At 52.8% G+C, this 25,662-nt stretch carries 26 protein-coding genes, 1 pseudogene and 1 CRISPR repeat array; of the genes and pseudogenes, 12 read left to right on the forward strand and 15 right to left on the reverse strand.

Annotated features, from left to right (window positions below):
• Nucleotides 1-6 precede the first annotated feature (6 nt).
• The 3 genes from cas1e (at nt 7) to EO763_RS01980 (ending at nt 3,253) form a co-directional block, all read left to right on the forward strand.
• Nucleotides 7-924, forward strand: a complete 918-nt coding sequence (gene cas1e, locus EO763_RS01970; protein ID WP_161527912.1) for a type I-E CRISPR-associated endonuclease Cas1e — start codon at nt 7-9, stop codon at nt 922-924.
• The gene (gene cas2e, locus EO763_RS01975) at nt 925-1,218 is read left to right on the forward strand and encodes a type I-E CRISPR-associated endoribonuclease Cas2e (RefSeq protein WP_005973730.1); all 294 of its coding nucleotides are present in this window, start codon (nt 925-927) and stop codon (nt 1,216-1,218) included. It begins immediately after the preceding gene.
• Nucleotides 1,219-1,302: 84 nt separating this feature from the next.
• A CRISPR array of direct repeats spans nt 1,303-2,613; the repeat unit is 29 nt; unit sequence GTGTTCCCCGCGCCAGCGGGGATAAACCG.
• Between the two features lie 181 nt (nt 2,614-2,794).
• Nucleotides 2,795-3,253, forward strand: coding sequence for a hypothetical protein (locus EO763_RS01980; RefSeq protein WP_161527913.1), 459 nt, complete (start codon nt 2,795-2,797; stop codon nt 3,251-3,253).
• A gap of 97 nt (nt 3,254-3,350) precedes the next feature.
• Here the strand turns inward: EO763_RS01980 and EO763_RS23720 are convergent, their stop codons facing one another.
• The 3 genes from EO763_RS23720 to EO763_RS01990 are packed head-to-tail and all read right to left on the reverse strand — an operon-like array spanning nt 3,351 to nt 5,432.
• Complete coding sequence (locus EO763_RS23720; RefSeq protein ID WP_280117246.1) at nt 3,351-3,848, reverse strand: pyridoxal-dependent decarboxylase; 498 nt, start codon at nt 3,846-3,848, stop codon at nt 3,351-3,353.
• Nucleotides 3,779-4,216: an aminotransferase class V-fold PLP-dependent enzyme gene (locus EO763_RS23725; RefSeq protein WP_280117247.1), complete on the reverse strand. Its 438-nt coding sequence runs from the start codon at nt 4,214-4,216 to the stop codon at nt 3,779-3,781. Before EO763_RS23725 ends, EO763_RS23720 begins: the two co-directional genes overlap by 70 nt.
• Complete coding sequence (locus EO763_RS01990) at nt 4,176-5,432, reverse strand: MFS transporter (RefSeq protein ID WP_161527914.1); 1,257 nt, start codon at nt 5,430-5,432, stop codon at nt 4,176-4,178. The genes EO763_RS23725 and EO763_RS01990 overlap by 41 nt, the downstream gene beginning before the upstream one ends.
• Before the next feature lie 152 nt (nt 5,433-5,584).
• On the opposite strand from EO763_RS01990, the gene EO763_RS01995 reads away from it, so the two are divergent.
• From EO763_RS01995 to EO763_RS02005, 3 genes are all read left to right on the forward strand, one after another.
• Entirely contained in the window at nt 5,585-6,031 is a 447-nt protein-coding gene (locus EO763_RS01995; protein ID WP_161527915.1) for a winged helix-turn-helix transcriptional regulator, read from the forward strand.
• A 9-nt stretch (nt 6,032-6,040) separates the two neighbouring features.
• The gene (locus EO763_RS02000; protein ID WP_039491719.1) at nt 6,041-6,508 is read left to right on the forward strand and encodes a YhbP family protein; all 468 of its coding nucleotides are present in this window, start codon (nt 6,041-6,043) and stop codon (nt 6,506-6,508) included.
• 88 nt (nt 6,509-6,596) lie between these two features.
• Entirely contained in the window at nt 6,597-7,250 is a 654-nt protein-coding gene (locus EO763_RS02005; RefSeq protein ID WP_161527916.1) for a Rossmann-fold NAD(P)-binding domain-containing protein, read from the forward strand.
• A gap of 11 nt (nt 7,251-7,261) precedes the next feature.
• Here the strand turns inward: EO763_RS02005 and nrdG are convergent, their stop codons facing one another.
• The 9 genes from nrdG to pyrB all read right to left on the reverse strand — a co-directional run bounded on the left by nrdG (nt 7,262) and on the right by pyrB (nt 16,409).
• A complete protein-coding gene (gene nrdG, locus EO763_RS02010; protein ID WP_161527917.1) occupies nt 7,262-7,726 on the reverse strand; it encodes an anaerobic ribonucleoside-triphosphate reductase-activating protein in 465 nt (154 codons plus the stop codon).
• A gap of 81 nt (nt 7,727-7,807) precedes the next feature.
• On the reverse strand, nt 7,808-9,946 hold the full coding sequence (gene nrdD, locus EO763_RS02015; RefSeq protein WP_161527918.1) for an anaerobic ribonucleoside-triphosphate reductase: 2,139 nt from the start codon (nt 9,944-9,946) through the stop codon (nt 7,808-7,810).
• Nucleotides 9,947-10,348: 402 nt separating this feature from the next.
• Nucleotides 10,349-11,086 carry a proteasome-type protease gene (locus tag EO763_RS02020; RefSeq protein WP_039491712.1) on the reverse strand — a complete coding sequence of 246 codons (738 nt, stop codon included), beginning with the start codon at nt 11,084-11,086 and terminating at the stop codon, nt 10,349-10,351.
• A gap of 23 nt (nt 11,087-11,109) precedes the next feature.
• A complete protein-coding gene (locus EO763_RS02025; RefSeq protein WP_161527919.1) occupies nt 11,110-11,931 on the reverse strand; it encodes a transglutaminase family protein in 822 nt (273 codons plus the stop codon).
• Nucleotides 11,928-12,857: an alpha-E domain-containing protein gene (locus EO763_RS02030; protein WP_161527920.1), complete on the reverse strand. Its 930-nt coding sequence runs from the start codon at nt 12,855-12,857 to the stop codon at nt 11,928-11,930. The genes EO763_RS02025 and EO763_RS02030 overlap by 4 nt, the downstream gene beginning before the upstream one ends.
• Nucleotides 12,851-14,290 carry a circularly permuted type 2 ATP-grasp protein gene (locus tag EO763_RS02035; protein ID WP_039491707.1) on the reverse strand — a complete coding sequence of 480 codons (1,440 nt, stop codon included), beginning with the start codon at nt 14,288-14,290 and terminating at the stop codon, nt 12,851-12,853. The genes EO763_RS02030 and EO763_RS02035 overlap by 7 nt, the downstream gene beginning before the upstream one ends.
• 218 nt (nt 14,291-14,508) lie before the next feature.
• Nucleotides 14,509-14,895, reverse strand: a complete 387-nt coding sequence (gene ridA, locus EO763_RS02040) for a 2-iminobutanoate/2-iminopropanoate deaminase (protein WP_039491705.1) — start codon at nt 14,893-14,895, stop codon at nt 14,509-14,511.
• A 98-nt stretch (nt 14,896-14,993) separates the two neighbouring features.
• On the reverse strand, nt 14,994-15,458 hold the full coding sequence (gene pyrI / locus EO763_RS02045) for an aspartate carbamoyltransferase regulatory subunit (protein ID WP_161527921.1): 465 nt from the start codon (nt 15,456-15,458) through the stop codon (nt 14,994-14,996).
• Nucleotides 15,459-15,473: 15 nt separating this feature from the next.
• Nucleotides 15,474-16,409, reverse strand: coding sequence for an aspartate carbamoyltransferase (gene pyrB, locus EO763_RS02050; RefSeq protein ID WP_039491701.1), 936 nt, complete (start codon nt 16,407-16,409; stop codon nt 15,474-15,476).
• Between the two features lie 522 nt (nt 16,410-16,931).
• Between pyrB and EO763_RS02055 the strand changes: the two genes are divergently transcribed.
• On the forward strand, nt 16,932-17,399 hold the full coding sequence (locus EO763_RS02055) for a NanQ anomerase/TabA/YiaL family protein (protein WP_010298260.1): 468 nt from the start codon (nt 16,932-16,934) through the stop codon (nt 17,397-17,399).
• Nucleotides 17,400-17,446: 47 nt separating this feature from the next.
• Here EO763_RS02055 and argF read toward each other — a convergent pair whose 3' ends face one another.
• Entirely contained in the window at nt 17,447-18,454 is a 1,008-nt protein-coding gene (argF, locus tag EO763_RS02060; RefSeq protein WP_161527922.1) for an ornithine carbamoyltransferase, read from the reverse strand.
• Between the two features lie 22 nt (nt 18,455-18,476).
• Nucleotides 18,477-18,524: pseudogene (argL, locus tag EO763_RS23840) on the reverse strand (putative translational regulatory protein ArgL); the annotation flags it as partial.
• Between the two features lie 91 nt (nt 18,525-18,615).
• On the opposite strand from argL, the gene rraB reads away from it, so the two are divergent.
• Nucleotides 18,616-19,041 carry a ribonuclease E inhibitor RraB gene (rraB, locus tag EO763_RS02065; RefSeq protein WP_010298271.1) on the forward strand — a complete coding sequence of 142 codons (426 nt, stop codon included), beginning with the start codon at nt 18,616-18,618 and terminating at the stop codon, nt 19,039-19,041.
• Nucleotides 19,042-19,136: 95 nt separating this feature from the next.
• Here rraB and EO763_RS02070 read toward each other — a convergent pair whose 3' ends face one another.
• Complete coding sequence (locus tag EO763_RS02070) at nt 19,137-19,640, reverse strand: GNAT family N-acetyltransferase (RefSeq protein WP_161527923.1); 504 nt, start codon at nt 19,638-19,640, stop codon at nt 19,137-19,139.
• Nucleotides 19,641-19,934: 294 nt separating this feature from the next.
• On the opposite strand from EO763_RS02070, the gene EO763_RS02075 reads away from it, so the two are divergent.
• From EO763_RS02075 to EO763_RS02090, 4 genes are all read left to right on the forward strand, one after another.
• The gene (locus EO763_RS02075) at nt 19,935-21,116 is read left to right on the forward strand and encodes a YjgN family protein (protein WP_161527924.1); all 1,182 of its coding nucleotides are present in this window, start codon (nt 19,935-19,937) and stop codon (nt 21,114-21,116) included.
• A 16-nt stretch (nt 21,117-21,132) separates the two neighbouring features.
• The gene (locus EO763_RS02080; protein WP_161527925.1) at nt 21,133-22,170 is read left to right on the forward strand and encodes a M48 family metallopeptidase; all 1,038 of its coding nucleotides are present in this window, start codon (nt 21,133-21,135) and stop codon (nt 22,168-22,170) included.
• Nucleotides 22,171-22,518: 348 nt separating this feature from the next.
• Nucleotides 22,519-23,598: an alpha/beta fold hydrolase gene (locus EO763_RS02085; protein ID WP_167521832.1), complete on the forward strand. Its 1,080-nt coding sequence runs from the start codon at nt 22,519-22,521 to the stop codon at nt 23,596-23,598.
• 409 nt (nt 23,599-24,007) lie between these two features.
• A complete protein-coding gene (locus EO763_RS02090; RefSeq protein WP_161527927.1) occupies nt 24,008-25,627 on the forward strand; it encodes a methyl-accepting chemotaxis protein in 1,620 nt (539 codons plus the stop codon).
• Nucleotides 25,628-25,662: the final 35 nt, after the last annotated feature.

The raw sequence follows: 25,662 nt of genomic DNA on the forward strand, positions 1-25,662 counted from the left end.
TTGACGATGTATGTTCCGCTTAACCCGATCCCGCTCAAGGATCGGGTTTCACTCATCTTTCTGCAATACGGGCAGATTGATGTCATTGACGGTGCGTTTGTGCTGGTGGATAAAACCGGCGTGCGCACGCATATTCCCGTGGGGTCGGTTGCCTGCATCATGTTGGAGCTGGGCACTCGGGTTTCTCATGCTGCCGTGCGACTGGCGGCAACGGTCGGGACGCTGCTGGTGTGGGTCGGCGAAGCTGGTGTACGGCTGTATGCGTCTGGCCAGCCTGGTGGTGCGCGGTCGGACAAATTGCTCTATCAGGCCAAGCTGGCGTTGGATGAGGAATTGCGCCTGAAAGTGGTGCGCAAAATGTTTGAGCTACGCTTTGGTGAACCTGCGCCGAGCCGCCGTTCGGTCGATCAGCTCAGGGGGATTGAGGGTGCCCGCGTGCGCCAAACGTATACGCTGTTGGCGCAGCAGTATGGCGTGAAATGGAATGGCCGACGTTACGATCCGAAAGACTGGGAACGAGGCGACAAGGTCAACCAGTGCATTAGCGCGGCAACGTCCTGCCTGTACGGTATTACGGAAGCGGCCGTGCTGGCGGCGGGCTATGCGCCAGCAATCGGGTTTGTCCACAGCGGCAAACCGCTTTCTTTTGTCTACGACATTGCCGACATCATCAAATTCGAGGGTGTGGTGGCGAAAGCTTTTGAAATTGCAGCGCGCAACCCTGCCGAGCCGGATCGTGAAGTTCGGCTTGCCTGTCGTGATATTTTCCGCAGCCAGAAAACGCTGAGCAAACTGATTCCCTTGATTGAGGAAGTCTTGTCTGCGGGGGGCATTACGCCGCCGCTACCGCCGGACGATGCACAGCCGCCAGCAATCCCAGAACCGAAACCGTTTGGTGACAGCGGCCACCGGGGGCAGGGTTAAATGAGCATGCTGGTGGTTGTGACGGAAAATGTCCCGCCGCGTTTGCGCGGCAGGCTGGCGGTGTGGCTATTGGAAGTCCGCGCGGGAGTGTATGTCGGTGATACCTCACAGCGGGTGAGAGAAATGGTCTGGCAGCAGATTATCGAACTGGCAGAACAGGGCAACGTGGTGATGGCGTGGGCGACGAATACGGAATCCGGTTTTGAGTTCCAAACTTGGGGCGAAAACCGCCGAATGCCGGTAGATCTGGATGGCCTGCGGTTAGTCTCTTTTTCACCTATTGAAAATCAATAAGTTAGCGATCTTTAACAACATGGAAAAATCGGTAGAATTTTTTATGCCGAAAAAAGTGTTATAAAACAAATCTCTACTTTTAGAGTGTTCCCCGCGCCAGCGGGGATAAACCGTCAATCATTAAGTTGTTCATCGGTTCTCCAGAGGTGTTCCCCGCGCCAGCGGGGATAAACCGTTCTAGACTTGCCCGCTGGAAATTTTGGTTTGGTGTTCCCCGCGCCAGCGGGGATAAACCGTGGAATTACGTGAGCCGCTCTTGGTTCAGGTCGTGTTCCCCGCGCCAGCGGGGATAAACCGCACTGGCAACTCACCGACTCCCAGCACAATGTGTGTTCCCCGCGCCAGCGGGGATAAACCGTAAAGTTCCGGGGAGACAGGTCACATGACTGAGTGTTCCCCGCGCCAGCGGGGATAAACCGTTCATGCGGTTGGAGCATGCGCATTCCAATATGTGTTCCCCGCGCCAGCGGGGATAAACCGAACGGGCCCTGTCGAATAGTAAAACGGTCTACGTGTTCCCCGCGCCAGCGGGGATAAACCGGCAGAGCAGCGTAAAAACCTGCCCCGACGATTGTGTTCCCCGCGCCAGCGGGGATAAACCGCACGAAAATCGACAACGATTTGCGCTGTGATTGTGTTCCCCGCGCCAGCGGGGATAAACCGCATCGTCGGCGGTGTTGTAACTGGCGTGGGAGGTGTTCCCCGCGCCAGCGGGGATAAACCGGCGCGTGGGTTAATGTTACTGATTTGACATTGGTGTTCCCCGCGCCAGCGGGGATAAACCGCAAATTTAAATCTCTTTGGGTATAACAGCTTTGTGTTCCCCGCGCCAGCGGGGATAAACCGCCTAGGAGAGGTTATAGCTTTATTTGATGATGGTGTTCCCCGCGCCAGCGGGGATAAACCGCGTTATCTCTTTCAGAGATTTGCCGTTTCGATGTGTTCCCCGCGCCAGCGGGGATAAACCGTATTCATGTTATTTACCTCCGCGCAGTTTGTTGTGTTCCCCGCGCCAGCGGGGATAAACCGCTGCGCAAACCAGCAGCCGTGGTTATGTACAAGTGTTCCCCGCGCCAGCGGGGATAAACCGCCACTAGATTGTGATAGCCGAACTCGTCCGTGGTGTTCCCCGCGCCAGCGGGGATAAACCGTAGAGCTTATTAAAGATTGGGATTCTCATGATGTGTTCCCCGCGCCAGCGGGGATAAACCGGCTGGCTTACCGTTCCATGTTGTGCGGGAAGAGTGTTCCCCGCGCCAGCGGGGATAAACCGCGCCAACTTTGATTACCGGAGCTACGTTGCTGGTGTTCCCCGCGCCAGCGGGGATAAACCGGATACAGGGCAAATCGAACAGGACTGTGACGTGTGTTCCTCGTGTCAGCGGGGATAAACTGGGCTTATACCCCTTGTTGCATGTTGGTCTAAATATCCCCCGCACGGGAGCAAATCCCGCTTTGGGCTGGCGCGATGGGGGATTGCGTGTCAGTATTAAAGCACGCCAGTTTTGCACCCACCGTCACGGTGAGGCGCTATGCCAATGATTTTGTCTTCCATACGTTACCGTAAGGAGGTGATATGAAAGTTGAAGCCGCAGAGTCGTCCGTTTTTGCCAGCCAGCAGGTGATGGCGAAGCGTTCTACCGAGCATGCAGAGAAAGCGGCGCTGTCCGAACAGCTTCAGTCTTATCAGGCGGGCAGCGGAGCTGTTCCTGTTGGTGAGACGACGCGGTATGATTTCACCCGAATTAGCCCTGCCGAACTGTATGAAACGGTTGAAGGCCTTGTCAGCAGTGGTCGGCTGGGACGTGAAGAAGGGTCCGCGCTGCTGGGTTTTGTCTCATCGCCGAGAGCCGAAGGAGGAAGCATTCCGCCTTCCAATGTGTTCCAGCCGATTAATGTTTTCGACACCATTCAGCAAGGTGTCGCGGGCGCATCATCCCGTAGCGAAGTGCAAAATACCGAAAGCCTACAGCGTGCCGCAGAAGCGCTAAACCGCTTTCAGGGGCAGGTTTCCAGCATTAGCGTTTACGTCTAACTCATTTCGGCGCGCATAACTTGATGAAGTCCCTTTTTCTATCCCCGCGCTTGCGGGGATTGTCGTTTTATACCGCGCTCATCGTTTTAGGCTTCGTTCAGCGTGGGGCCTGAGCTTTGATCTCCGTCAGCAGTGCGATCAACGCCTGTACGTTGTCATCCTGCGTGCGCCAGGATGACACGCTGATGCGCAATGCCGGACGCCCCTGCCAGACGGTGCCGCCAAACCATGCTTTGCCCGACGCCTGTAACGCCTCTCGTATCGCTGTCGTTTGGCTGTCGGTTTCTCCACGTAACAGAACCTGATTGAGCACAACCCGATTCAGTACCTCAAATCCCGCATGGCGCAGGCCGTCGGCGATGAATGTCGCCTGTCGGCAGTGCCGTTCGACCATCTCTGCTACGCCATCACGCCCCAGCGTACGCAGTGCCGCCCACACCGGAATGCCGCGCGTACGACGGGAAAATTCGAGCGTCAGATTCTTTTGCGCATCGCGTGCCGCACTGGAGTAAACCGCATCTGCGTTCATCGCCTCGGCCAGCACGTCCGCATCGCGGCAAATCGCCATCGCGCAGTCGTAGGGGGGTTTAGCCATTTATGCGCGTCCGTTGTCCAACTGTCGGCCAGTTCGATACCGTCGGTGAGCACCGCGTGGGATGAGGCTCTGGCCCACAGTCCGAATGCGCCATCAACGTGAACCCAGGCACCCGCTGCTTTCGCAATGGGGATGATCTGCGCAAAGTCATCGAACTCGCCCGTGTTTACCTCGCCCGCCTGCAAACAAAGAATCGTACGATCGTCCAGCGGAGGAAGCTGCGATACATCAATCTGCCCAAACGCATTCACGGACGCGATGCGTAAATGGCGTAGCCCAAAGCCGAGTACGCGCAGCGCTTTCTTGACGGTGAGCGTTGTTCCGCTATCACGATGGCATGGAGGCGATCGGTGACGGAGCCGAAACATGCAGCGTCATTCTCCAGAAGAGTTGGGCTAACAGGCTGACGGCTGCACCAAGGAGGCACACGCCTGACCAGCCAGCAGCGTCATACGCCGAGGTGGTTGCCATCGCACCCAGCCCGCTGCCGATGCTATAAAACAGCATATAACAGCCAACCAGACGGCTGTGTGCATCAGGATGCGTCTTGAAAATCATGCTTTGGTTGGTGACGTGAATGGCCTGTCCGCCCAGATCGAGCACGATGATGCCGACCACCAGCGCGAAGAGAGAATAGGGCGCCAGCGACAGCGGCAGCCACGATGCCAGCAACAGTAACAGGGCGATACCGCTGACCCACTGTTCTCGCCCTTTATCGGCCAACGAACCCGCTTTCACGGCCGCCAGTGCGCCGAGAATACCGACCAGACCAAATGCACCGATAACCGTATGAGAAAAGAAATACGGTTCGCGACTCAGCGGCAGAACTAACGCGCTCCAGAAAATGCTCAGGGCAGCAAACATCAGTAAAGCGATGACGCCACGTATTTGCAACACCCGTTCTTTACGCAACAGGGTCAGCATAGAAATCAGCAACGCGGAATAGCGCGGGCGTTGCCGGGCTGGTGGCTGATGCGGTAGTGCGCGCCATAAAAGAACGGCAAGCAGGAGCATCAGCAGCGCGGAGAAAAAGTATACGCTGCGCCAGCCTGCTAGATCGGCGATGAAGCCGGATAGCACGCGCGCCAGCAACAGCCCAATCACCACGCCGCCCTGTGCGGCACCCACCACGCGCCCGCGCTCCTGCGGGGCGGCAGCCGTCGCGGCATAAGCAATCAGTCCCTGAGTCATTGCCGTGCCGAGCATGCCCACGGCCAACATGCCGATCAATAAAGACAGGGACGTGGTGGATAGCCCAACGGCAATCAGCGCCACGATGAGCGCACCCAACTGGGCCAGCATCAGATAGCGCCGATTGAGGATATCGCCCAGCGGCACCAGCAGCATTAATGCCAGCGCACAGCCAAGCTGTGTTGCGGTCATCACACCGCCAACGGCAGCGATACTGATGTGAAAATCTACCGATAATGCATCCAACAGCGGTTGTGCGTAATAGACATTGGCGACGCTGAGGGCGCTGGCACAGGCAAACAGCAAAACCAGAGCGCGCGGCAATGTCGTCTGCGTGCTGTAAAGATCGCCTTCGGTGGCGGATGACGTGGTATGAATAGGGCTTGTTTTCATCGTATTGGCTTTCGTTATTCAGTTTGGTTTCAAAATAAAACCAATTGAAGCATAAATATTCTGGTTTTATTCTGCAACCAAAAACACACGGTCAGTTTTCAGCCTGTGGGTAAGGCAGGCAGGATGCACAGGAAAAAGGGGAGGAAGTATTCATGGTGAAGCGCAAAAGTCTGAAAGAGGATGCGTGTCCCGTCGCCCGCGCGCTGGATGTGGTTGGCGATCGCTGGGCGTTGCTGATTATCCGCGATGCCTTCGATAATCGCCGCCGTTTCGGCGATTTTCAGCGCAGTTTGGGTGTTGCTAAAAATATTCTTACCGATCGTCTGCGTACCCTGGTTGAGGAAGGCATTTTGTCCGTTCAGCCCGTTTCCGAAAGCTCGGCCTATCAGGAATATATCCTGACGCCAAAAGGCGAACAGCTATTCCCGCTCGTCGTGGCGCTACGCCAGTGGGGGGAGCAACAGCTGTTTGCGGAGGGGGAACCTCATTCCCTGCTATTGGATAAACACACCGGCAAGCCTCTGCAAACCATGCTGCCGCATTCTGCGGAAGGGCAACGGTTGGTCGGGCAGGATACGTTCGTTCAGAAAGTGGATTGAGGCAGCGTAATGCAGAAAGAACCGAGAGAAATAAGCAGCGATCTTGAGGCAATCTCCCGCTATTTGAAGAAGTTGCACGTACTGACGTTATGCGTGGGTGAAAATTCGGAATTATGGTGTGCGAGTTGCTTCTATACTTATGACGAGCAACAAATAGCCTTCTATCTAATGACGGAGTTGCAGACGCGCCACGGTGAAATCATGGCAAGGTTGCCGCAGGTGGCCGGCACGGTCAGCGGCCAGCCGAAGAGTGTGATGCTAATTAAAGGTGTGCAGTTTCGGGCACAGGCGGTGCAGTTGGAGGGGGATGACGCGCAGCAGGCCAGAGCGCGGTACAACGCGCGTTTCCCTATTGCCCGGGCATCGCAAGCGCCGATCTGGCGGCTCGATCTGACAGAAATCAAAATGACGGACAATACGCTGGGCTTTGGTAAGAAACGCCACTGGCAGCGCGACGAGCAGGCTCTTCAGCGCTAATCGTTCTTCAGGGATTGCGGTGTCATAGATAAGAACATAAACGTAAAAAGATGGGATAGTGAAAGACATAGAGCAAGGGGGAAAACCGATGAGCCGAGTACTGTTATTAGGTGCAACGGGGTTAGTGGGGCACGAATTGTTACATCTTCTGAAAGCCAATAATCGGGTTGAGACGATCTATGCGCCGACCCGTAAGCCGCTGGCACCGTCGGAGAAAGTGATCAATCCGCACGATCCCGACCTGTCTGCCGCGCTGGCGCAGTTGACCGACCCTGTCGACATCGCCTTTTGCTGTCTGGGATCGACGCTCAAGACGGCAGGCAGTAAGCAGGCGTTCCGCTATGTGGATTACACGCTGGTGGTGGAAGGATCAAAAGTGGCGCTGGCGCTGGGTGCGACGCACCTGTTGGTCGTCAGTTCGCTGAGTGCGAATGCGACGTCGCCTTTCTTCTATTCGCGAGTAAAGGGAGAAGCGGAAAAATCGCTGCGCCAGCAAGGCTGGCAACATCTGACATTGGCACAGCCGTCGATGCTGCTAGGGGAAAGAGAGGATAGCCGTCCGCTAGAAAGTCTGGCCGCCCCACTGTTCCGCCTGTTCCCAGCAAAGTGGCGAGCCATTGAGGGGAAAACGGTCGCGCAGGCGTTGCTGAATCAGGCGTTCTCACCCGAGCCCAAAGCGCGGATCACCGTCCTGGAATCCGATCAATTACGTTCACTGGGTAAGCAGCAGGCGCTTCAGTAGCTTCCTGTCGATCAACGCAGTCGGTGGACAACTTGATTGCTACTGCCGCGCCAGATCAGTGCGGGATCTTTCAGATCTTGCACAAACTTTCCATCGACTAACACGTTGATGAGATCGATCACCCGCTGTTGCTCCGGCATGAGTTCCGTCAGCATGTAGCCTGTCCAGACCCAGATATCTTTGCCTGGGCATTCCGCGCGTATCCGCTCGACCAACCGCAGGATGTCAGGCACATTCTGAGGGTGAAGCGGATCGCCGCCAGACAGCGAAATTCCCTGCCGGGGGATTTCGGTATCCTGAAGATCGGCGATGATCCGATCTTCTTGTTCTTGTGTAAACGGCTGACCGGAGTTTAGCCGCCAGGTGCTTTTGTTGTAGCACCCTACGCACTCATGCACGCAGCCAGCGACAAACAGCGTGCAGCGGGTGCCGGGGCCGTTGACGACATCAACGGGATAATACTGGTGGTAATTCATACGATAGAGCCCATGTTATGAAGCGGGCGCGTGTTGACGGTGCCGCGAAAGTGGGGCCGCATTGTTGCGGCCCGGAAGGGATCACCCTAGTTGACCGTTGCCTAAATGCTTGATGCGACGCTTCACTTCTTCCTGCTTACCCGTGTTGAACGGGCGTGCATCTGGGCTACCGAGGTAGCCGCACACGCGGCGCGTGACGGAAACGCGGGCCGAATCGTGGTTGCCGCATTTCGGGCAGGTGAAGCCTTTGCTGGTGCACTCGAATTCACCAGTGAAGCCACACTCATAGCATTCGTCGATCGGTGTGTTGGTGCCGTAGTAAGGCACGCGGCTGTAGCTGTAATCCCATACGTCTTCCAGTGCTTTGAGGTTGTGTTGCAGGTTCGGGTATTCGCCGTAGCAAATGAACCCACCGTTAGCCAGCGGCGGATAGGGCAGTTCGAAGTCGATTTTCTGGTAAGGGTTCACCTTCTTCTCCACATCAAGGTGGAAGCTGTTGGTGTAATACCCTTTGTCCGTCACGCCCTGCACGACGCCAAACTCGGCGGTATCCAGACGGCAGAAACGGTCACACAGGTTTTCACTCGGCGTGCTGTACAGGCTGAAGCCGTAACCCGTTTCGTCTTTCCACTGCTCGGTGGCGGCTTTCAGGCGAGTGATAACGGCCACAGCTTTGGCACGCAGCGCTTCGTCATCAAACACGTGCGTTTGGCTACCGAAGAGCGCATTAATCGTTTCATGCAGGCCGATGTAGCCCAGTGAAATTGAAGCGCGCCCATTCTTGAAGATGTCTGCAATGCTATCGTCCGCTTTTAAACGCACGCCGCAAGCCCCTTCCATATACAGGATTGGCGCAACGCGGGCTTTCACGCTTTCCAGCCGCGCGATTCGCGTCATCAGTGCTTTCTTCGCCAGCGTCAGACGCTGGTCGAGCAGCGTCCAGAAGCGGGTTTCACTGCCTTCGGCCTCCAGCGCAATGCGTGGCAGGTTCAGGCTGATCACACCTAAGTTATTGCGTCCGTCGTGAATCTGCTGGCCGTTCTCTTCATAAACGCCGAGGAAGCTGCGGCAGCCCATTGGCGTTTTAAACGAACCGGTGACGTTCACGACCTGATCGTAGTTCAGAATATCTGGGTACATGCGCTTGCTGGCGCACTCCAGCGCGAGCTGTTTGATATCGTAATTTGGATCGCCCGCTTTGTGGTTCAGACCGTCGCGGATAGCAAAAACCAGTTTCGGGAATACCGCTGTTTTGTGGTTTTTACCCAGCCCGGCAATGCGGTTGCGTAGGATCGATTCCTGAATCAGACGCGATTCCCAACTGACGCCGAGCCCGAAGCCAAAGGTCACGAACGGCGTCTGGCCGTTAGCGGTGTGGAGCGTGTTGACTTCGTATTCCAGCGACTGAAAGGCGTCGTAGCACTCTTTTTCCGTGCGGGTTAAGGCATAGTTTTCCGCATCAGGAATCTGCCACTCTTCTGCCACCGCTTTATGTTTCGCATGGCTGGCGGTGACAAACGGCGCCAGAATTTCATCAATGCGGTTAATCGTGGTGCCGCCATAAATATGGCTGGCGACCTGCGCGATAATCTGCGCCGTGACGGCGGTAGCGGTTGAGATTGACTTCGGCGGCTCAATCTCCGCATTACCCATTTTGAAGCCGTTTGTCAGCATGCCATTCAGGTCGATCAGCATGCAGTTAAACATCGGGAAAAAGGGTGAGTAGTCGAGGTCGTGATAGTGAATCTCACCGCGCTCGTGCGCCAGTACCACATCACGCGGCAGGATGTACTGTTTGGCGTAATGCTTGGCGACAATACCAGCCAGCAGATCGCGCTGGGTGGGAATGACTTTACTGTCTTTGTTGGCGTTCTCGTTCAGCAGCGCCATGTTGCTCTGCTCGACCAGACCGCGAATTTCCTGATTCAGCCGACCGTGGCGTTCACGCGCGATGTCTCGGTCATGGCGGTATTCGATGTAGGTACGTGCCAGCTGCTTGTAATTGCCGGACATCAGCAGGTTTTCGACCGCGTCCTGAATATCGCGGATATCCACGCGCGATTTATCCTGCATTTGTTGAGCGACCGCACAGGCCACAGTTGCACAGTAGTCTGCATCATTGACACCAGCAGCATGTGCCGCGCGTTCGACCGCCTCTTTGATACGTACTTCATCAAAAGGCACCTGGCAACCGTCCCGTTTAATCACTACTGGTTTCACGTTTTCTTCCTCTGGAAAGGTTATCCACAGACGAAAACCGTAACTGACAAGGGTTACAGGGGGCTGTGGATGACACTGTGGATAAACACTATATGTAGTTCATGTTTACAGGATAGGCACTATATATTGAAATTGCATAGGGGTGTTTGCGCTTTTATCGCTGCAAAATTGATGTAGAGCAAAGAAATTCCTACCTAGTAGATAAATCGAGCTTGGTCGAAAATCAACCAAGTTGGGTGCAGTGTCCGTGAAGGCTTGCGGTACGCGGTCTGGCGGCTTATCAGGGGTTTTTATTGTCAGCGAGCGTGTGAAAAGACAGAAATATCTGAAAGCCAGATGCTGTTTTTTCGGTATTCGATAGTAAATCGTGAGGGTGACTATCGAATGTTAACGAGGGAGTGGTTACTGTTGAATATCAGGGAAGGGGGGAAGTTGACGGAAAGTGTTCACCAACCCTTCAGACCATGCTTTACGAATAGTAGAGAAATAGGCGTTGTTTTCAGTGACGCGTTGCTGCTCGCTACTGTCAAAACTGTCGGTGCGATAAATCATGACATCCAACGGCAGGCCGACAGACAGGTTACTGCGCAGGGTAGAGTCGATGGAAATCAGCGCACAGCACATGGCTTGATCCAGCGGCGTATCCATAGTCAATACGCGATCGATAATCGGTTTACCGTATTTGCTTTCGCCGATTTGGAAATAGGGCGTATCCTGCGTGGCCTCGATGAAGTTGCCCTCTGGATAAATATGAAATAGCCGGTGTGTGTCGCCGCCGATCTGACCGCCGAACAGAAGATTACAGCCGAAGTCAGTGTTGCTGCCATTCTGCTGCGCGCTGCTGTCACGGTGGATGACTTCCCGCACGGTTTCCCCAAGCAACATGGCGGCATCATACATCGATCCCATCTGCATCAGGTTTGGCGTGTGTTGTGCAGTCATTCGGGCGCTGAGCAGGCTGATAATGCTTTGTGTTGTTGCCAGATTTCCCGCGCATTGGACAACAAATACCCGTTCTGCGTCGTGTTGAAAGACATGCAGCTTTTTGAATGTTGCGATGTGATCAACGCCAGCATTGGTGCGGGAGTCAGAAGCAAAAACCAGACCGTCAGACAGACACATGGCGACACAGTAAGTCATAAAGTACCTTTTCGTTAAAAATTCTACTGTTGCTGCTGTACCTGCTGTTGGCGCGCAAACAGATGGACTTCAGCCTCTGAAAACATCTCTTCGCATCCCCCTCCCAGTCGCGCACCGCGTACCGGACAGGCATCCATATAATCCATCCCTACGGCCAGCCACAGGTGCTGGTGGAGTTGGCGGGTACAATTGGTAATGTCGAATCCCTGCCATTTCCCGTTCAGCCAGACCTCCGCCCAGGCATGCATCGCAACATGCTGTGTGTCCTGACTGTATACGTAACCGCTGACATAACGCGCTGGAATATTCAGGCTGCGGCAACATGCCAGAAAGACATGGGTGTGATCCTGACAAACGCCTTTTTGCATGGCAAATGCGGCGGAAGCGGTGTCCTGAACCTGTGTCGCGCCGGGAGTATACGGCATTTTTAACTGCAATTCTGCCATCAGCGTATTCAGGCTCTCTTCCGGTGCGTCTTGCCGATAATAACGTTGTGCAAATGCCCGAATACTGGCGTCGGCTTGGGTCAGCGGCGTCATGCGTAAAAAAACCAGCGGTGACAGGCCGTCCTGTGCGTTTGGGTTTTCTTCTTCGTCACTGTCGATGATATCAACCACGCCTTGTGCATGAATCGTAATGTCATGGTGAGGGTGGTCGAGTGTCAGCACATGCAATACATTACCATAGGCATCGGTGGTTTGAACCGCCGGAACGGGCAGCGTCAGTGTCCATTCCCGTATTCTCTGATAGGCGGAGTTTTGCGGCGTCAGGCGTAGATACTGGGTGCTGAACTTCACTTCTTCATCATAGCGGTAGTGTGTAAGGTGGTTGATAGTGAGTTTCATAGCGCCTCCAGATAGGTATGACGAATGCTGTCAGCCAGTTCGTTGATTTTGCCGATAAAGTGGTTGAGATAGGTCGGTAAATCCTGCGCCAGAATGTCGTCTAGCGTACTGAAACGCAGTTCGACGTGCAGCAGGTGGGCAAGCCGATGCGGCACTCTGGCTCGCTGGCTGCCGATGGCTTCCAGTTGCAGTACCAGATCGCCGACGCAGGCGTGCAGAGAACGCGGTACGTCCTCGCGCAAGACGAGCAGTTCGGTCACCGTTTCCGAGCTGATTGGCTGGCGATAGATGCTGTGATAAGCCTCGCGTGCGCTCACTGCCCGTAACAGGGTATCCAGGCGATAATATTCACGTACCGGGTCGGGGTCGTTAGTGAGTTGCTGATGTTTGACATTCAGCAACTGCGCGGTTGCATAAGCGCGTTCAATCAGCGTGCCAAGACGGATGAAGCACTGGGCATCATTGCGCAGCAGGGTGCCGAACATCGCGCCGCGAAACAGATGAGAGCGCTCTTTTACCCAATCAAAAAACGCATCAATACCGATTTTATCCACGCCCTGATGCCGCAGGTTGCGAATGTCGATACGGGTGGCGTTGATGCACTCCCAGACCTCGGAAGAGAGACTGCCGCGCACGGCGTGTGCGTTATTCCATGCCATTTCGATACAGTTGTAGATACTGCTTGGGTTCTGGCTGTCCAGCGCGAAGAAATTCAGCAGGTTGTTCATGGAAAAGTGGGCGTAGCGCTGCTGAAATAACTCATGGGTCATCGTTAGGTTCAGCGGCAACGCCAGATCGTGTTGCTGTTGACTGTGGCTCGGCATCATCGAGAGTTTGTAGGTGACATCCAGTACGCGGGCAAGGCTTTCTGCCCGCTCCAGATAGCGAGCCATCCAATACAGTTCACTGGCAGTACGGCTTAGCATGATTCTCCCCCCTCCATGACCCACGTGTCTTTGGTGCCGCCGCCTTGTGACGAGTTGACGACCAGAGATCCTTCAGTAAGCGCGACACGCGTCAGGCCGCCGGGAACCAGCCGGATTTCCTCACCGGATAGTGCGAAAGGGCGAAGATCGATATGACGAGGCGCCAAACCATCATCGATAAACGTCGGGCAGGTGGAAAGTGCCAGCGTTTCCTGGCCGATATAATTGTGCGGATGTGCGAGTAAACGCTGGCGGAATGTCTCGATTTCCTGACGCGTGGCACACGGGCCGACCAGCATGCCGTAACCACCCGCACCGTGGACTTCCTTCACCACCATGCTGTCCAGATGGTCGAGGACATAGCGCAGATCTTTCGGATCGCGACACTGCCAGGTGGGAATATTGCTGAGGATCGGTTCTTCCGACAGATAGAAGCGGATCATCTCCGGCACATACGGATAAATGGATTTATCATCGGCGACGCCAGTACCGATGGCGTTCGCTAAAACGACGCCGCCCTTGCGGTAGACGGACAGGAGGCCGGGCACGCCAAGCATGGAATCAGCACGAAATGCCAGCGGGTCAAGGAAGGCATCATCGACGCGGCGATAAATCACATCGACCTGGCAAGGGCCTTCTGTGGTTCGCATATAGACGGCACCTGCTTTGACGAACAAATCTGCGCTTTCTACCAGTTCGACGCCCATTTGCTGTGCCAGAAAGCTGTGTTCGAAGTAGGCGCTGTTGAAACGTCCCGGTGTCATCACAACCACGGTGGGATCGTCAACCTGCGTGCTTTCTCGCAGAGTTTGTAGCAGATAGCTGGGATAGCGTTCGACGGGAGCGATGTGCTGGCTGGCAAATAAGTCTGGGTAGAGGCGCATCATCATCTTGCGATTTTCCAGCATGTAAGAGACGCCGGACGGGGTACGCAGGTTATCTTCCAGCACGTAATAATTGCCGTCGCTATTGCGCACCATATCAATTCCGGTGATGTGCGCGTAAATGTTGTTGTGCAGGTTCACTCCCTGCATACAGGGCTGATATTGCTCGTTCGCCAGCACCTGTTCATAGGGAATAATGCCGGCTTTGAGGATGTGCTGTTGATGATAAATATCGTAGAGAAAAGCGTTTAACGCCTGTACCCGCTGACGAATACCGCGGTCGAGCAACTGCCATTCGTGAGCGGGAATAATGCGCGGTACGCTATCGAACGGAATGAGGCGCTCAGTGCCGCCTTCTTCGCCATAAACGTTAAAGGTAATACCGACTCGGTGAAAGAGTAGCTCAGCCTGTTCCTTCTTTTGCTGAATAGCCTGCTGGTCGGTTTGCTGTAGCCATTGCCAATAGGAATTGTAGTGCTGACGTTGCTTGCCTTCGGGCGAGATCATCTCGTCGTAATAGGGTGCAGTTGGAAGCCTTGTTTTTATCATTGTCATCCCCAGTATCACACTGAATAGCGATAGTAGGACAATGCATAAAATGCGCCATTTTGAAAAAGCACGCTGCTGTTGGAACACTGCCAGCGTTTTGCCCCTTATTGGTGCATGAGAAGGAGGGCGTGCACTGGAATGAGGGCAGAAAGGGACTAAAAATCAATAAGGCGCAGCCATGATGGTGCGCCTTGTGGGAGTGGGATCAATGACGAAATTTAGCGACGAACGGCGATCGCCTCGATCTCGATCTTCACGTCTTTTGGCAGGCGTGCGACTTCAACGCAAGAGCGAGCCGGGAACGGTGCGCTATGTTCGTTGAAGAAGGCTTCATACGCGGTGTTCACGAGAGTGAAATCGTGCAGGTCTTTTACGAACACGGTCATTTTCACGATATCGGAAACTTTCAGGCCAGCGGCTTCCACAATCGCCTGAACGTTTTCCAGTGACTGGCGTGTCTGAGCGGTGATGTTATCTGCCACCAGGCCACTTTTCGGATTCACAGGGATCTGGCCGGATGTGAAGATCATGCTGCCAAGGTCGACGCCCTGAACATAAGGGCCGATGGCGGCTGGGGCGTGCTCAGTGCTGATAATGCGTGACATGGTATCTCCTTGATGGGGGCGTAAAAGGAACGCGAACGCTACCATTATTCAAAAAAGCCCCGCGACAGGCAATGTCCATTGCGGGGCAACGCGGAAAACTAGCGATCTTGCAGCACTGCCTGGCGCTCAAACTCTTTCTCGCAGTACTTACACTTGAGGTGAACGTCGTCGTCGCGCTGCTTCACGCTGAATGATGACGAAACCGGCTCGCTGCGGCTGATGCAGTTGCTATTCGGGCAGGTAAGCACGCCGGTAATATGGTCTGGCAGCGTCGGCACCAGCTTGCGCACCACGTCATATTCATCAATCTGATTGACGGTAGCCTGCGGTGCGTAGATCGCTAACTGGTTCGCTTGTTGCTCGGTTAGAAACACGTTTTCGATCTTAATCAGATCTTTGCGCCCAAGGTGGTTGGACGGCAAGTTTAGGCCGATGGTGATGCGCTGGTCTGTCGCGGTCAGTTTAAACAGCGTTAGCAGCTTAAAACCCACCTGTGCGGGAATGTGGTCTATCACCGTGCCACGTTTGATCGCTTCAACCTGTAATTTATTATCGTGTGTCATGATGGTTTCTTCCTCTTACAGAACCAGTTCGCGATTCAGGACCAGCGCCAGCAGCGCCTGACGGGCGTAAATACCGTTGCCTGCCTGTTGGAAATAATAGGCGTGAGGCGTGGCATCCACATCAATGGTGATCTCATCGACGCGTGGCAGCGGGTGCAGCACTTTCAAATTCGTGCGGGCGCTGTGCAGGTCGGCGGCGCGCAGGACAAACTGGGATTTGATGTTGATGTATTCAGACGGATCCAGCCGCTCTTTCTGAACGCGCGTCATGTACAGAATATCCAGCTCGCCGACAACGTCGTCGATGCTGTTGTGCAGGCTGTAAGCAATATTCTTCTCTTTCAGCATGCTCAGAATATAGTCCGGCATCGCCAGCGCGTCTGGGGCGATGAAGTAGAAGCGATTGCCTTCAAATTTCGCCAGCGCCTGCGTGAGTGAATGCACGGTGCGACCATATTTCAAATCACCGACCATCGCGATATTGATGTTATTCAGTCGGCCCTGCGTTTCCTGAATGGTGAACAAATCGAGTAGCGTCTGCGTCGGGTGCTGGTTCGCACCGTCGCCGGCGTTCAGAATCGGAATACCGCTGGAGAATTCGGTTGCAAGGCGGGAAGCGCCTTCCTGTGGGTGACGCATCACGATGGCATCAACGTACTGGCTGATGACAGAAATGGTGTCGGCCAGCGTTTCGCCCTTTTTCCCCAGCGACGTATTGTTGCTGTCAGCGAAACCGACGACGGATGCGCCGAGGCGATGCATTGCGGTTTCAAAGGATAAACGCGTCCGGGTGGAGGCCTCGAAGAAGCAGCTGGCAATCACTTTATGTTTCAACAACTCAGGCTGAGGATTGGCTTTCAGGCTGGCAGCGACACGCAACGCTAGTTCCAAATCTTCCCGACTGAGGTCGTTAATCGAAATAATATGTTTTTGATAGAGCGGATTGACCATGTTGTCTTTCTCCTAACGAGTAAACAGGAAATGTCGTATCTGGCTGCCCGAGCTGTCGGCAAAAAATACCTGAATCGCTCTTTGATGCCACAAAATGATGCCCTGAAAGGGCGCAGTTGTGGACGATAGGGCACAAAAAAAAGCCCCTCATTGAGGGGCTTTCTTAATGGAATCATTGAGCAACGGAAAGGAAAACGCTAGCTGGCTGCCGGATGGCAGTTGTCGTTGAGAACCAACATAAGCAGCGGATTTTTTGGTGTAACGGTGCATGACCCCTCCCAGCAAACTGTCGGGAATTATACGCGCCGACTAGGCTATTTCAAGCAGAAAACGTGGTTTTTTACGCATCGCAATCGGTTGCGGTTCGCGTGCCGTATGCATAACGTTCGTCAGTGAAAGAAGGCCGATTGAGAAGAGTGGTGGGCAGTTCACTTTTTCGTATTAACACGCTGGCGGGCGTCACACTTGGAGAGTATAAGGATTATAAAACAGAGTTTCATTTTTATATTAGCGAGGTTTTTTATGATTACTGGCAACGTCCACCACCTTGAACTGGTCCCTTATCTGCCTGCCAAACTGCGTGAAGCGATTGAATACGTGAAGCAAAACATTACGGCAGACACGCCGCTGGGCAAGCATGATATCGAGGGCAACAGTGTGTTCGTCCTGATCTCCAACGACAGCACCGACCTGCTGGAAAAACGTCGCGCCGAGTATCACGCCAAATATCTGGACATTCAGATCGTGCTGTCCGGTGTGGAAGGGATGACGTTCAGTAACCTGCCAGCGGGTAAGCCGGATACCGATTGGCTGGCGGATAAAGACATCGCTTTCCTGCCTGCGGGCGAGCAGGAAAAACAGTTTGTGATGCAGGAAGGGGATTTTGTCGTCTTCTTCCCAGGCGAAGTGCACAAACCGCTGTGTGCCGTCGGCGAACCGGCGCACGTGCGCAAAGCCGTGGTGAAAATCGACGCGTCGCTGGTGGTGTAAACTGCCGGAAAATCTCTCCCTCCCCGTTCTGGGGAGGGAAGAAAGCCTTAATCCTGCACCAGCGTGGCGACCATCACGGCTTTGATGGTGTGCATGCGATTTTCCGCCTGATCGAACACGATGCTGTGTGCGGATTCAAAGACTTCATCCGTGACTTCCATTCCACCGTGCAGACCATACTGCTCCGCCATTTGTTGTCCCATCGTCGTCTGATCGTCGTGGAAGGCAGGCAGGCAGTGCAGGAACTTCACCTGCGGATTACCCGTCGCGGCGATCATCGCCATGTTCACCTGATACGGTTTCAGCAGCGCGATACGTTCTTGCCAGGTCTCTTTCGGTTCCCCCATGGAAACCCAAACGTCGGTATAAATGAAATCTGCGCCCGCGACGCCCGTAGCGATATCTTCCGTCAGCGTGATGCTGCCACCGGTTTGTTTCGCCGCCGCCTGACATTCAGCCACCAAACCGGCATCCGGCCAGCAGGCTTTTGGTGCCACAAGACGTAAATCCAGCCCAGTCAGCGCCGCCGCTTCCAGCATGGTGTTGCCCATGTTGTTGCGTGCATCACCAGCGTAGACGAGCGTCATCTTTGACAGCGGTTTACTCGGTAAATGTTCCTGCATCGTCAGCAGATCCGCTAGCAGTTGCGTAGGGTGGAATTCGTTCGTCAGCCCGTTCCAGACCGGCACGCCCGCATAGTGCGCCAGCGTTTCGACAATTTGCTGGCCATAGCCGCGATATTGAATCCCGTCGTACATTCTTCCCAATACGCGAGCGGTATCTTTGATGGATTCTTTATGGCCGATTTGGCTACCACTTGGGCCGAGATAGGTCACTTGCGCGCCCTGATCGTATGCAGCAACTTCGAAAGAGCAGCGAGTACGAGTCGAATCTTTTTCGAAGATGAGTGCGATGTTTTTACCTTGCAGACGGCGGGCTTCTGTCCCGTTTTTTTTATCGGCTTTCAGTTTCGTTGACAGGGCTAAAAGATGGGCAATTTCTGCGGGTGTAAAATCCATTAACCTTAAAAAATGACGCTTATAGAACGGTTGCATGATGTACCTCTCCATGTGGCTCAACACCATTGGTTGAATTAAAATTCACTTTATATGTGTAATTATTCAAATTCAAGTGGTGATATCAAACTTTGTGGTGGAGCAAGCCGCAGGGCTGTGGGACAATAAGTAATATTACGTCGTTTAATGAGGACTGAGGCATGGCAAACCGCGAATTACTGGAAGAGCAACGGGAAGAGACACGCCTGATCATTGAAGAACTGTTGGATGATGGCAGCGATCCTGACGCGCTCTATACCATTGAACACCATTTCTCTGCTGAGAAGTTTGAAGTGTTGGAAAAAGTCGCTGTAGAAGCCTTCAAGCTGGGCTATGAAGTGACAGATGCGGAAGAGCTGGAAGTGGAAGATGGCGTGTTGCTGATGTGCTGCGATGCCATCAGTGAAGTCGCGCTGAAAGCGGAACTGATCGACGCACAGGTAGAACAACTGCTGGCGCTGGCAGAACGCCACGGCGTGAATTACGACGGTTGGGGCACCTACTTCGAAGATCCGGATGGTGAAGGCGAAGAAGACGGGGATGATGAAGATTTCTACGACGAAGATGATGACGGCAAACGCCATTAATCCCTCGTCGAACCGTTTACGGAAAACGCCGTAGGAAGATCCTGCGGCGTTTTTTATTCGGTATGACAACGTGCTATTACCGTACTTTCAGCCTATTACAGTACCTTCAACATCGTCACTTCACAGTCGGTGTGGCCCGTGTTGCCCATTGAGTGGGGAATCAGCTCGAAGCCCAGTGACTCATACAGTCGGATCGCGCTGGTCAGGTGGCCAGTGGTTTCCAGATAGCAGCGGCGGAAGCCATGTTGACGAGCAAAATCCAGTGCTTGTACCGCCAACTGACGTGCCAGTCCTTTGCCTCGTACGATGGGTAGGAAATACATTTTTTGTAATTCACACACATCTTCTTCGCCCGCCAGCAGTGGTGCAATGCCGCCACCGCCAACGACGTGGCCTTCATATTCAACAACCCAATAGGCGCTTTTCGGCTGGCTATACAGGGCAAACAACGCGTCCAGATTGGGATCGGAGACGGTGTAGCCTTTATCGGCTGTCAAACCAAATTCGGCAGAGACCTGACGGATGACCTGTGCGATGGCTGCATCATCCTGCTCGGTGATTGGGCGTACCTGAAGATTGGCGGAGGTCGCGGTTGTCATAATACGTACTCTTGTTCTTACGGTTTACGAGGGTAATGATCTTGGCCGATTGTAATACCATTTCAGACCACATGGATGCAACGTCTATACCCATCATACTTCAGGTTGCTTCCATGTTGGTTTTTCGGTGGCTTTCCCTATTCCCTGTAATTAATAAGTACATTGGTTTGTTTAATTGCTGTTAACTTTTATTGTTGTCATTAACAGGACATGCTTAAATAAGCCGCTTTTTGTTGCCTATAACGTGTCGAACGACGCGTTTATAAGGCTTATTTCTTTTAGGATGAAAGGTTTATGACTACCAATACTTCAGAAAATAACACGCAGCATCGCGTGCAGTTTCACGGTAAGGCTGGGGAATATTTTTCAATTTGGCTGGTGAATGTGTTATTAACGGTGATCACCTTAGGTATTTATTCTGCCTGGGCCACCGTGCGTCGCCGTCGTTATTTCTACGGTAACACAGAAATTAATGGTGACCGTTTTGATTACCACGCACAGCCTATTCAGATCCTTAAAGGGCGTTTGCTGGTTATCGCCGGTATCATTTTGTTTTATATCGTGATGATGATGTCACCAACGCTCGGAACGCTTATCGCTCTGGCATTTTCGGCACTTATTCCGATTCTCGTGATCCGCAACTGGCGTTATGACGCTATTATGTCCAGCTACCGCGGCGTCCGTTTTAATTACCATTGTCAGACGGGCCGTGCCTATTGGGTATTACTGTTTTGCCCTATTTTGCTGTTGCTGGCTTTTTATGCCGCGTTGGTTGTGGCGGGGTTGATTGGGTCGCAGAGCGATAGTCCGATTCTGATTGGATTTATCGTGCTGGCGATTGCTATTCCAGGGTTTGCTGCGGTAAATGGCATCATGAAAATGATGCAGCTTGATTTCTATGTTAATAACCTGTTCTTCGGTAAAACGGCATTTAAAGCAGAACTGACGAAAGCGGCGTTTATTAAATTTTCCCTGATTAGCCTGCTGATTTTTGTTCCTTTCCTGATCGCATCGCTGTCATTCATGGGCTCGTTCTTTTTCACGTTGTTCCAGATCGTGATGATGGGCGGTGGCAATGAAGATACTGTGCTCATGATGCTGCTAAGCAATATCTTTAATCTGGTGATGATGGTGATTGTGATGCTGCTAGGCGCGCTGGTTTCCAGCAGCTATGTGGCGGTTGCACAGCGTAACTATCTGTTTAACCAAACGTCGCTGAATGGCGGTGTGAAATTGCACTCTTCTATGCAAACGCTGTCTTACATGGGATTACTGATAACCAATAGCCTGATTACTATTTTTTCGTTGGGTTGGGCAGCACCGGTGGCAGAGATTCGTCACGCACGCTATATCGCGAATGCGACAGCGATTGAAGGCGATCTGGCACTGCTGCACGTTCAGGCACACCAGGACACAGCAAACAGCGCACTGGCCGAAGAAGCCGTGCAGGCGCTCGATTTGGGTGTTGGCCTGTAAGTTATAAGGCAGGAATATGAATATTGAGGGGCATTATCAATACCCCGGATTGGCGGCCCGCGTGGCCGCTTCTCTTCATTTAACGGATAACGGTTCGACGATGGTGCTAAATACCGGGTCATCGAACACGACGTTTGCGCTGGAGCAGGTCACGATTTCCGATGCATTGGGCTCCATTCCTCTGACGTTAACCTTTCCTGACGGCGGCCGTTTTGTTCCTGCCGACGACCCCGCCTTTCGCGCGTGGTATTCCGCAAGACGCCAACCGGGACTTGTACACCGCCTGGAACGCCATAAGTGTGGCGTCATTCTCACGTTATTCGCCACCGTATTGATAGTCATAAACTATGTTTACGTGGTACTGCCATGGGCAAGTTCCACGCTGGCGCTACGCATTCCTACTGCTATCGAACAGCAACTGGGACAACATACGCTGAAGTTATTACGCTACAGTGATTTTAAGCCTTCTAAACTGCCTGTTGAGCGCCAGCAGGCGATGCAAACGCTGTTTCAACAGGTTATGCCTGCTGCCATGCGGGAAGACAAAACGCCACTGCGCCTGGAGATCATGTCCGCACCTATCGGGCCGAATGCTTTTATGTTGGCGGATGGCACGCTGATTATCAGTGACGATCTGGTGAAACTGGCGAAAAATGACAACGAGCTGGCTGCCGTGATGTTGCATGAAATGGGACACCACGCCTATCGCCACCCAATGCGCATGGTGGTGCGTTCATCGCTGGTATCGCTGACCTTCATGTGGATGACGGGAGATGTCAGTGGCGTGGGAGATACGGTGTTGCAGTCTGCTGCCTTTATCAACGAGATGCAGTTTTCCCGCGATATGGAACGGGAAGCCGACGCATGGGCAATAGCCGAAATGCAGCAGCAAGGGCGTTCGCTCCAGTCGATGCAGGCGATGTATCGGGCCTTGATCAATAACGACCGTAGTCATGATGAAATTGATTCTCTGGATTTACCTGACTGGCTGAGTACGCACCCCGATATGGATGAGCGGCTGAAAGCGATTGAAAGCGAGATGCATAAGCACTAATCCTCAGCTCTCGATTCTCAACGCTGACCTAATCCTGCCTTGTGTCAATCGTGTGTGGTGTCACCGCACACGATCTCCTTCTGATTAGATATTTGAGCAAAAAAACGCATCTTGCTGTTTTTATAAACGCTAATGTCGAGCGAAAAATATCAGCCGAGTAGCCAGACGATTAACAGGAATATGTTAAATATCATCCTATTAAAAACTATCTGTAGAATCTCTCGCGATAAATAAAAAAAACAGAGAATAATCTCTTTTTATTATTGATTTGCTTATGTTTATTGGGATTTTTCCTAATAGACATTAAAATCACAGCTTCACGACTTCATGATTACCGAAGAGTTATTTATGATTAATCGAATACTATCAGGGGTGGTGGGCGCATTTCTGTTAATGCTGTCACCATTAACGCATGCACAGGCCAATTTCCCAGAGCCTAAAGAAGGCGACTGGATTGCGCCAGAATTTACCTTCAACAGTGGCGAAAAATTAAAAGATCTGCGTATTCACTACTACACGATCGGTGATAAAACCAAGCCCGCTGTCTTATTGCTACATGGAACAAACCAGCCGATTAAATCACTGTTAGCAAATGGCTTTGGTGGAGAGCTGTTCGGGCCGGGTCAGGCGCTGGATAGCAGCAAATACTTTATTATCATGCCGGAGAGCATCGGTTCTGGAAAATCTTCCAAACCGTCAGACGGCTTACGGATGAAATTCCCGCAGTACGATTATAACGATATGGTGCAGGCACAATATCGCTTAATCAAAGAAGGGCTGGGCATTAATCACCTGCGCCTGGTAATGGGATATTCCATGGGCGGCATGCAAACCTGGCTCTGGGGTGAGAAATTCCCGGACATGATGGATGCGCTGGTACCAATGGCATCGCTGCCGAATGAGCTGTCCGGTCGTAACTGGATGATGCGCCGCATTTTGATTGAATCCATCAAGAACGATCCGGTGTGGAATAACGGTGATTACACACAGCAGCCGCCAACGCTGAAAACGGCCAACATTATGTTCAGTATCGCCACCACGGGCGGAACGCTGGCGTATCAGAGCAAAGCACCGACGCGTGCACAGGCTGACAAACTGGTAGAAGATCGCCTTGCGGCACCGTCGACCAGCGATGCCAACGACTTTATTTATATCTGGGGCTCGTCTGCAAATTATAACGCGGCACCGGAACTGAATAAAATTAAGGCACCTGTTCTGGTGATTAACTCTGCAGATGATGAGCGTAATCCTATTGAAACAGGCATCTTGGATAATGAGCTTAAGAAAATTAAGCAGGCGACGTTGTTCCTTATTCCTGCCAGTAAAGATACCAGTGGGCATGGCACGATGATGTCGGCGAGGTTTTATAAAGATGAATTGCAACGTTTTTTAGAAAAGAATCAGTCTCAGAACAGTAATAAAAAATAAAACTCATGGCTGGCAGGAAATCTATTTCTGCCGGCCATCTTTTTCTTTATACGTTTCTTTATTTTATTACAGTTTTATACCCGTCATACTTCAAGTTGCATGTGCGTTGGCTGCGTTTAGTCGCCCGAATCACTTACTCATGTAAGCTCATCGGGATGAAATGAGAGACATCCTGTCTCTCACCGAAGGCTAGCCGTTGGCTGGTCAAATTCGTTCCAGACGAATTTGTCCTTCTCTTGCCGCCTTCCTGAGACTTGAATTATTTAGTGTAGATGACGAATTTATTTCAGTTTGTGGGGGTTAACACGCCTAGAAAGTGAAATATAACGATTATTACGTAAATAACTGAACGGCTCTGCTCCGGAGCTGGCGCTCATCCTTTCTTATTTTCAGACTATAGGGATAATTTATGTTTCGTAAGATAAAGATCCGTACGGCACTCAGCATGATGGTGTTTTCTTTAGCGGCGTTACTGCTTTTCGTCGGCGTGTTAGGGTTGGTTGCCGTTCAGTCAGGGAATAAATCATTTGCTCGCGTTGATATGGAAGTGCTGCCAGGGCTGGTTGCGCTGAACGACAGCTCTGAACTGCTATTGCGTGGTCGGTTGGATTTGCGTCTGTACGAGTCATTAATGGGGAAAGGGGACGTTGAGGCGGCTAAAGTCGCACTGGGACGTGCTAGAGGCAAGGTCGACGGTGCCAGTGAAAAGTGGCAGGAATACCTGAAATACCCGCAGTCCGAAGCGGAGAAAGTCATTTCTGCGGACATGGCTGAAAAGCGTAATACGCTGATGCAGGAGTTTATCGATCCGGCATTTGCAGCGCTTAACGCAGGGAATCTGGATGAATATCGTCAGCGTGCCGGGAAATCAACGGTGCTGTATGCTGCGTTTGATAAATCCTCTAAAGCGTTGGTTGCCTTCAAGCTGAAGAGTATCGATGAAGCCTATGCAGATTCAAATGGACGCGTCGAGCTGATGGAAACCATCCTTTACAGTGCGATTGCCTGTGCGTTGCTGCTGGCGGTGCTGGTCTGGTCTGTGGTGACCAACATGATCGTGAAACCGCTGAATCAGGCTATTTCCGTCTTTGATCGCATCGCCGAAGGCGACCTGCGGGCACAGATTGATAGCAGCGGAAAAAATGAAATTGCACAGCTGTTTGCTGCGGTTCAACGTATGCGTGACGGGCTGGAAAATATGGTGCGCGTAGTGCGTAACGGTACCGATGCAATAAGTGTAGGTGTCGAGGAAATTGCCTCCGGCAACATCGATCTTTCCAGCCGTACCGAGCAGCAGGCAGCCTCGTTGGATGAAACCGCTTCAAGTATGGAGCAGATCATGTCGACGGTGAAAAACAACGAAGACAACACGCGTAAGGCCAACGATCTGGCGCTAAAAGCCTCTAATTCTGCGTCTCGCGGCGGGAATGTTGTCTCCGAAGTGGTTGATACCATGCGTTCCATCAAGCAGAGTTCTGCCAAGATTTCCGACATTGTTGGCGTAATCGACGGCATCGCTTTCCAGACCAACTTGCTGGCTCTGAACGCGGCGGTGGAATCTGCGCGTGCGGGTCAATACGGTAAAGGCTTTGCGGTGGTTGCTTCCGAAGTGCGGATGCTGGCTGCGCGCAGTGCGACGGCCGCGAAAGAGATCGGCACCATGATCGATGACTCTCTCAGCCGTATTGAAAAGGGCGCGGGGCTGGTTGAAGTCGCGGGTAACACTATGGATGAAGTGCTGATGGATGTGAAAAAAGTGGTCGATATTATGGATGAGATCACGCTGGCTTCCAGCGAGCAGAGTCGCGGCATTTCGCAGATCAATATCGCTATCAACCAGATGGATGGTGTGACACAGCAGAATGCGTCCTTGGTATCCGAAGTAGCGACGTCAGCGAATTCACTTCAGGAGCAGGTTGTTAATCTGCAACAGTCCGTTTCCCGTTTCCAGATCGCAAGAGAAAACATAGAACTGGGTAATGTGTTGCCCAGCTTGCGCCAGAATATTACGCTGGCCGATTCTCGCTAATCGTTAAATGACCTTATCGCCTGTTTTCGTTAATG

Source organism: Pectobacterium odoriferum, assembly GCF_009931295.1.
In the GTDB taxonomy this organism is placed as follows: Bacteria; Pseudomonadota; Gammaproteobacteria; order Enterobacterales; family Enterobacteriaceae; genus Pectobacterium; species Pectobacterium odoriferum.

Bases quoted from the DNA above. Each gene is read 5' to 3' on its own strand.
- cas1e (WP_161527912.1), top strand. From the start codon at position 7: ATGTATGTTCCGCTTAACCCGATCCCGCTCAAGGATCGGGTTTCACTC.
- cas2e (WP_005973730.1), top strand. From the start codon at position 925: ATGAGCATGCTGGTGGTTGTGACGGAAAATGTCCCGCCGCGTTTGCGC.
- EO763_RS01980 (WP_161527913.1), top strand. From the start codon at position 2,795: ATGAAAGTTGAAGCCGCAGAGTCGTCCGTTTTTGCCAGCCAGCAGGTG.
- EO763_RS23720 (WP_280117246.1), bottom strand. From the start codon at position 3,848: ATGGCTAAACCCCCCTACGACTGCGCGATGGCGATTTGCCGCGATGCG.
- EO763_RS23725 (WP_280117247.1), bottom strand. From the start codon at position 4,216: ATGTTTCGGCTCCGTCACCGATCGCCTCCATGCCATCGTGATAGCGGA.
- EO763_RS01990 (WP_161527914.1), bottom strand. From the start codon at position 5,432: ATGAAAACAAGCCCTATTCATACCACGTCATCCGCCACCGAAGGCGAT.
- EO763_RS01995 (WP_161527915.1), top strand. From the start codon at position 5,585: ATGGTGAAGCGCAAAAGTCTGAAAGAGGATGCGTGTCCCGTCGCCCGC.
- EO763_RS02000 (WP_039491719.1), top strand. From the start codon at position 6,041: ATGCAGAAAGAACCGAGAGAAATAAGCAGCGATCTTGAGGCAATCTCC.
- EO763_RS02005 (WP_161527916.1), top strand. From the start codon at position 6,597: ATGAGCCGAGTACTGTTATTAGGTGCAACGGGGTTAGTGGGGCACGAA.
- nrdG (WP_161527917.1), bottom strand. From the start codon at position 7,726: ATGAATTACCACCAGTATTATCCCGTTGATGTCGTCAACGGCCCCGGC.
- EO763_RS02020 (WP_039491712.1), bottom strand. From the start codon at position 11,086: ATGACTTACTGTGTCGCCATGTGTCTGTCTGACGGTCTGGTTTTTGCT.
- EO763_RS02025 (WP_161527919.1), bottom strand. From the start codon at position 11,931: ATGAAACTCACTATCAACCACCTTACACACTACCGCTATGATGAAGAA.
- EO763_RS02030 (WP_161527920.1), bottom strand. From the start codon at position 12,857: ATGCTAAGCCGTACTGCCAGTGAACTGTATTGGATGGCTCGCTATCTG.
- EO763_RS02035 (WP_039491707.1), bottom strand. From the start codon at position 14,290: ATGATAAAAACAAGGCTTCCAACTGCACCCTATTACGACGAGATGATC.
- ridA (WP_039491705.1), bottom strand. From the start codon at position 14,895: ATGTCACGCATTATCAGCACTGAGCACGCCCCAGCCGCCATCGGCCCT.
- pyrI (WP_161527921.1), bottom strand. From the start codon at position 15,458: ATGACACACGATAATAAATTACAGGTTGAAGCGATCAAACGTGGCACG.
- pyrB (WP_039491701.1), bottom strand. From the start codon at position 16,409: ATGGTCAATCCGCTCTATCAAAAACATATTATTTCGATTAACGACCTC.
- EO763_RS02055 (WP_010298260.1), top strand. From the start codon at position 16,932: ATGATTACTGGCAACGTCCACCACCTTGAACTGGTCCCTTATCTGCCT.
- argF (WP_161527922.1), bottom strand. From the start codon at position 18,454: ATGCAACCGTTCTATAAGCGTCATTTTTTAAGGTTAATGGATTTTACA.
- rraB (WP_010298271.1), top strand. From the start codon at position 18,616: ATGGCAAACCGCGAATTACTGGAAGAGCAACGGGAAGAGACACGCCTG.
- EO763_RS02070 (WP_161527923.1), bottom strand. From the start codon at position 19,640: ATGACAACCGCGACCTCCGCCAATCTTCAGGTACGCCCAATCACCGAG.
- EO763_RS02075 (WP_161527924.1), top strand. From the start codon at position 19,935: ATGACTACCAATACTTCAGAAAATAACACGCAGCATCGCGTGCAGTTT.
- EO763_RS02080 (WP_161527925.1), top strand. From the start codon at position 21,133: ATGAATATTGAGGGGCATTATCAATACCCCGGATTGGCGGCCCGCGTG.
- EO763_RS02085 (WP_167521832.1), top strand. From the start codon at position 22,519: ATGATTAATCGAATACTATCAGGGGTGGTGGGCGCATTTCTGTTAATG.
- EO763_RS02090 (WP_161527927.1), top strand. From the start codon at position 24,008: ATGTTTCGTAAGATAAAGATCCGTACGGCACTCAGCATGATGGTGTTT.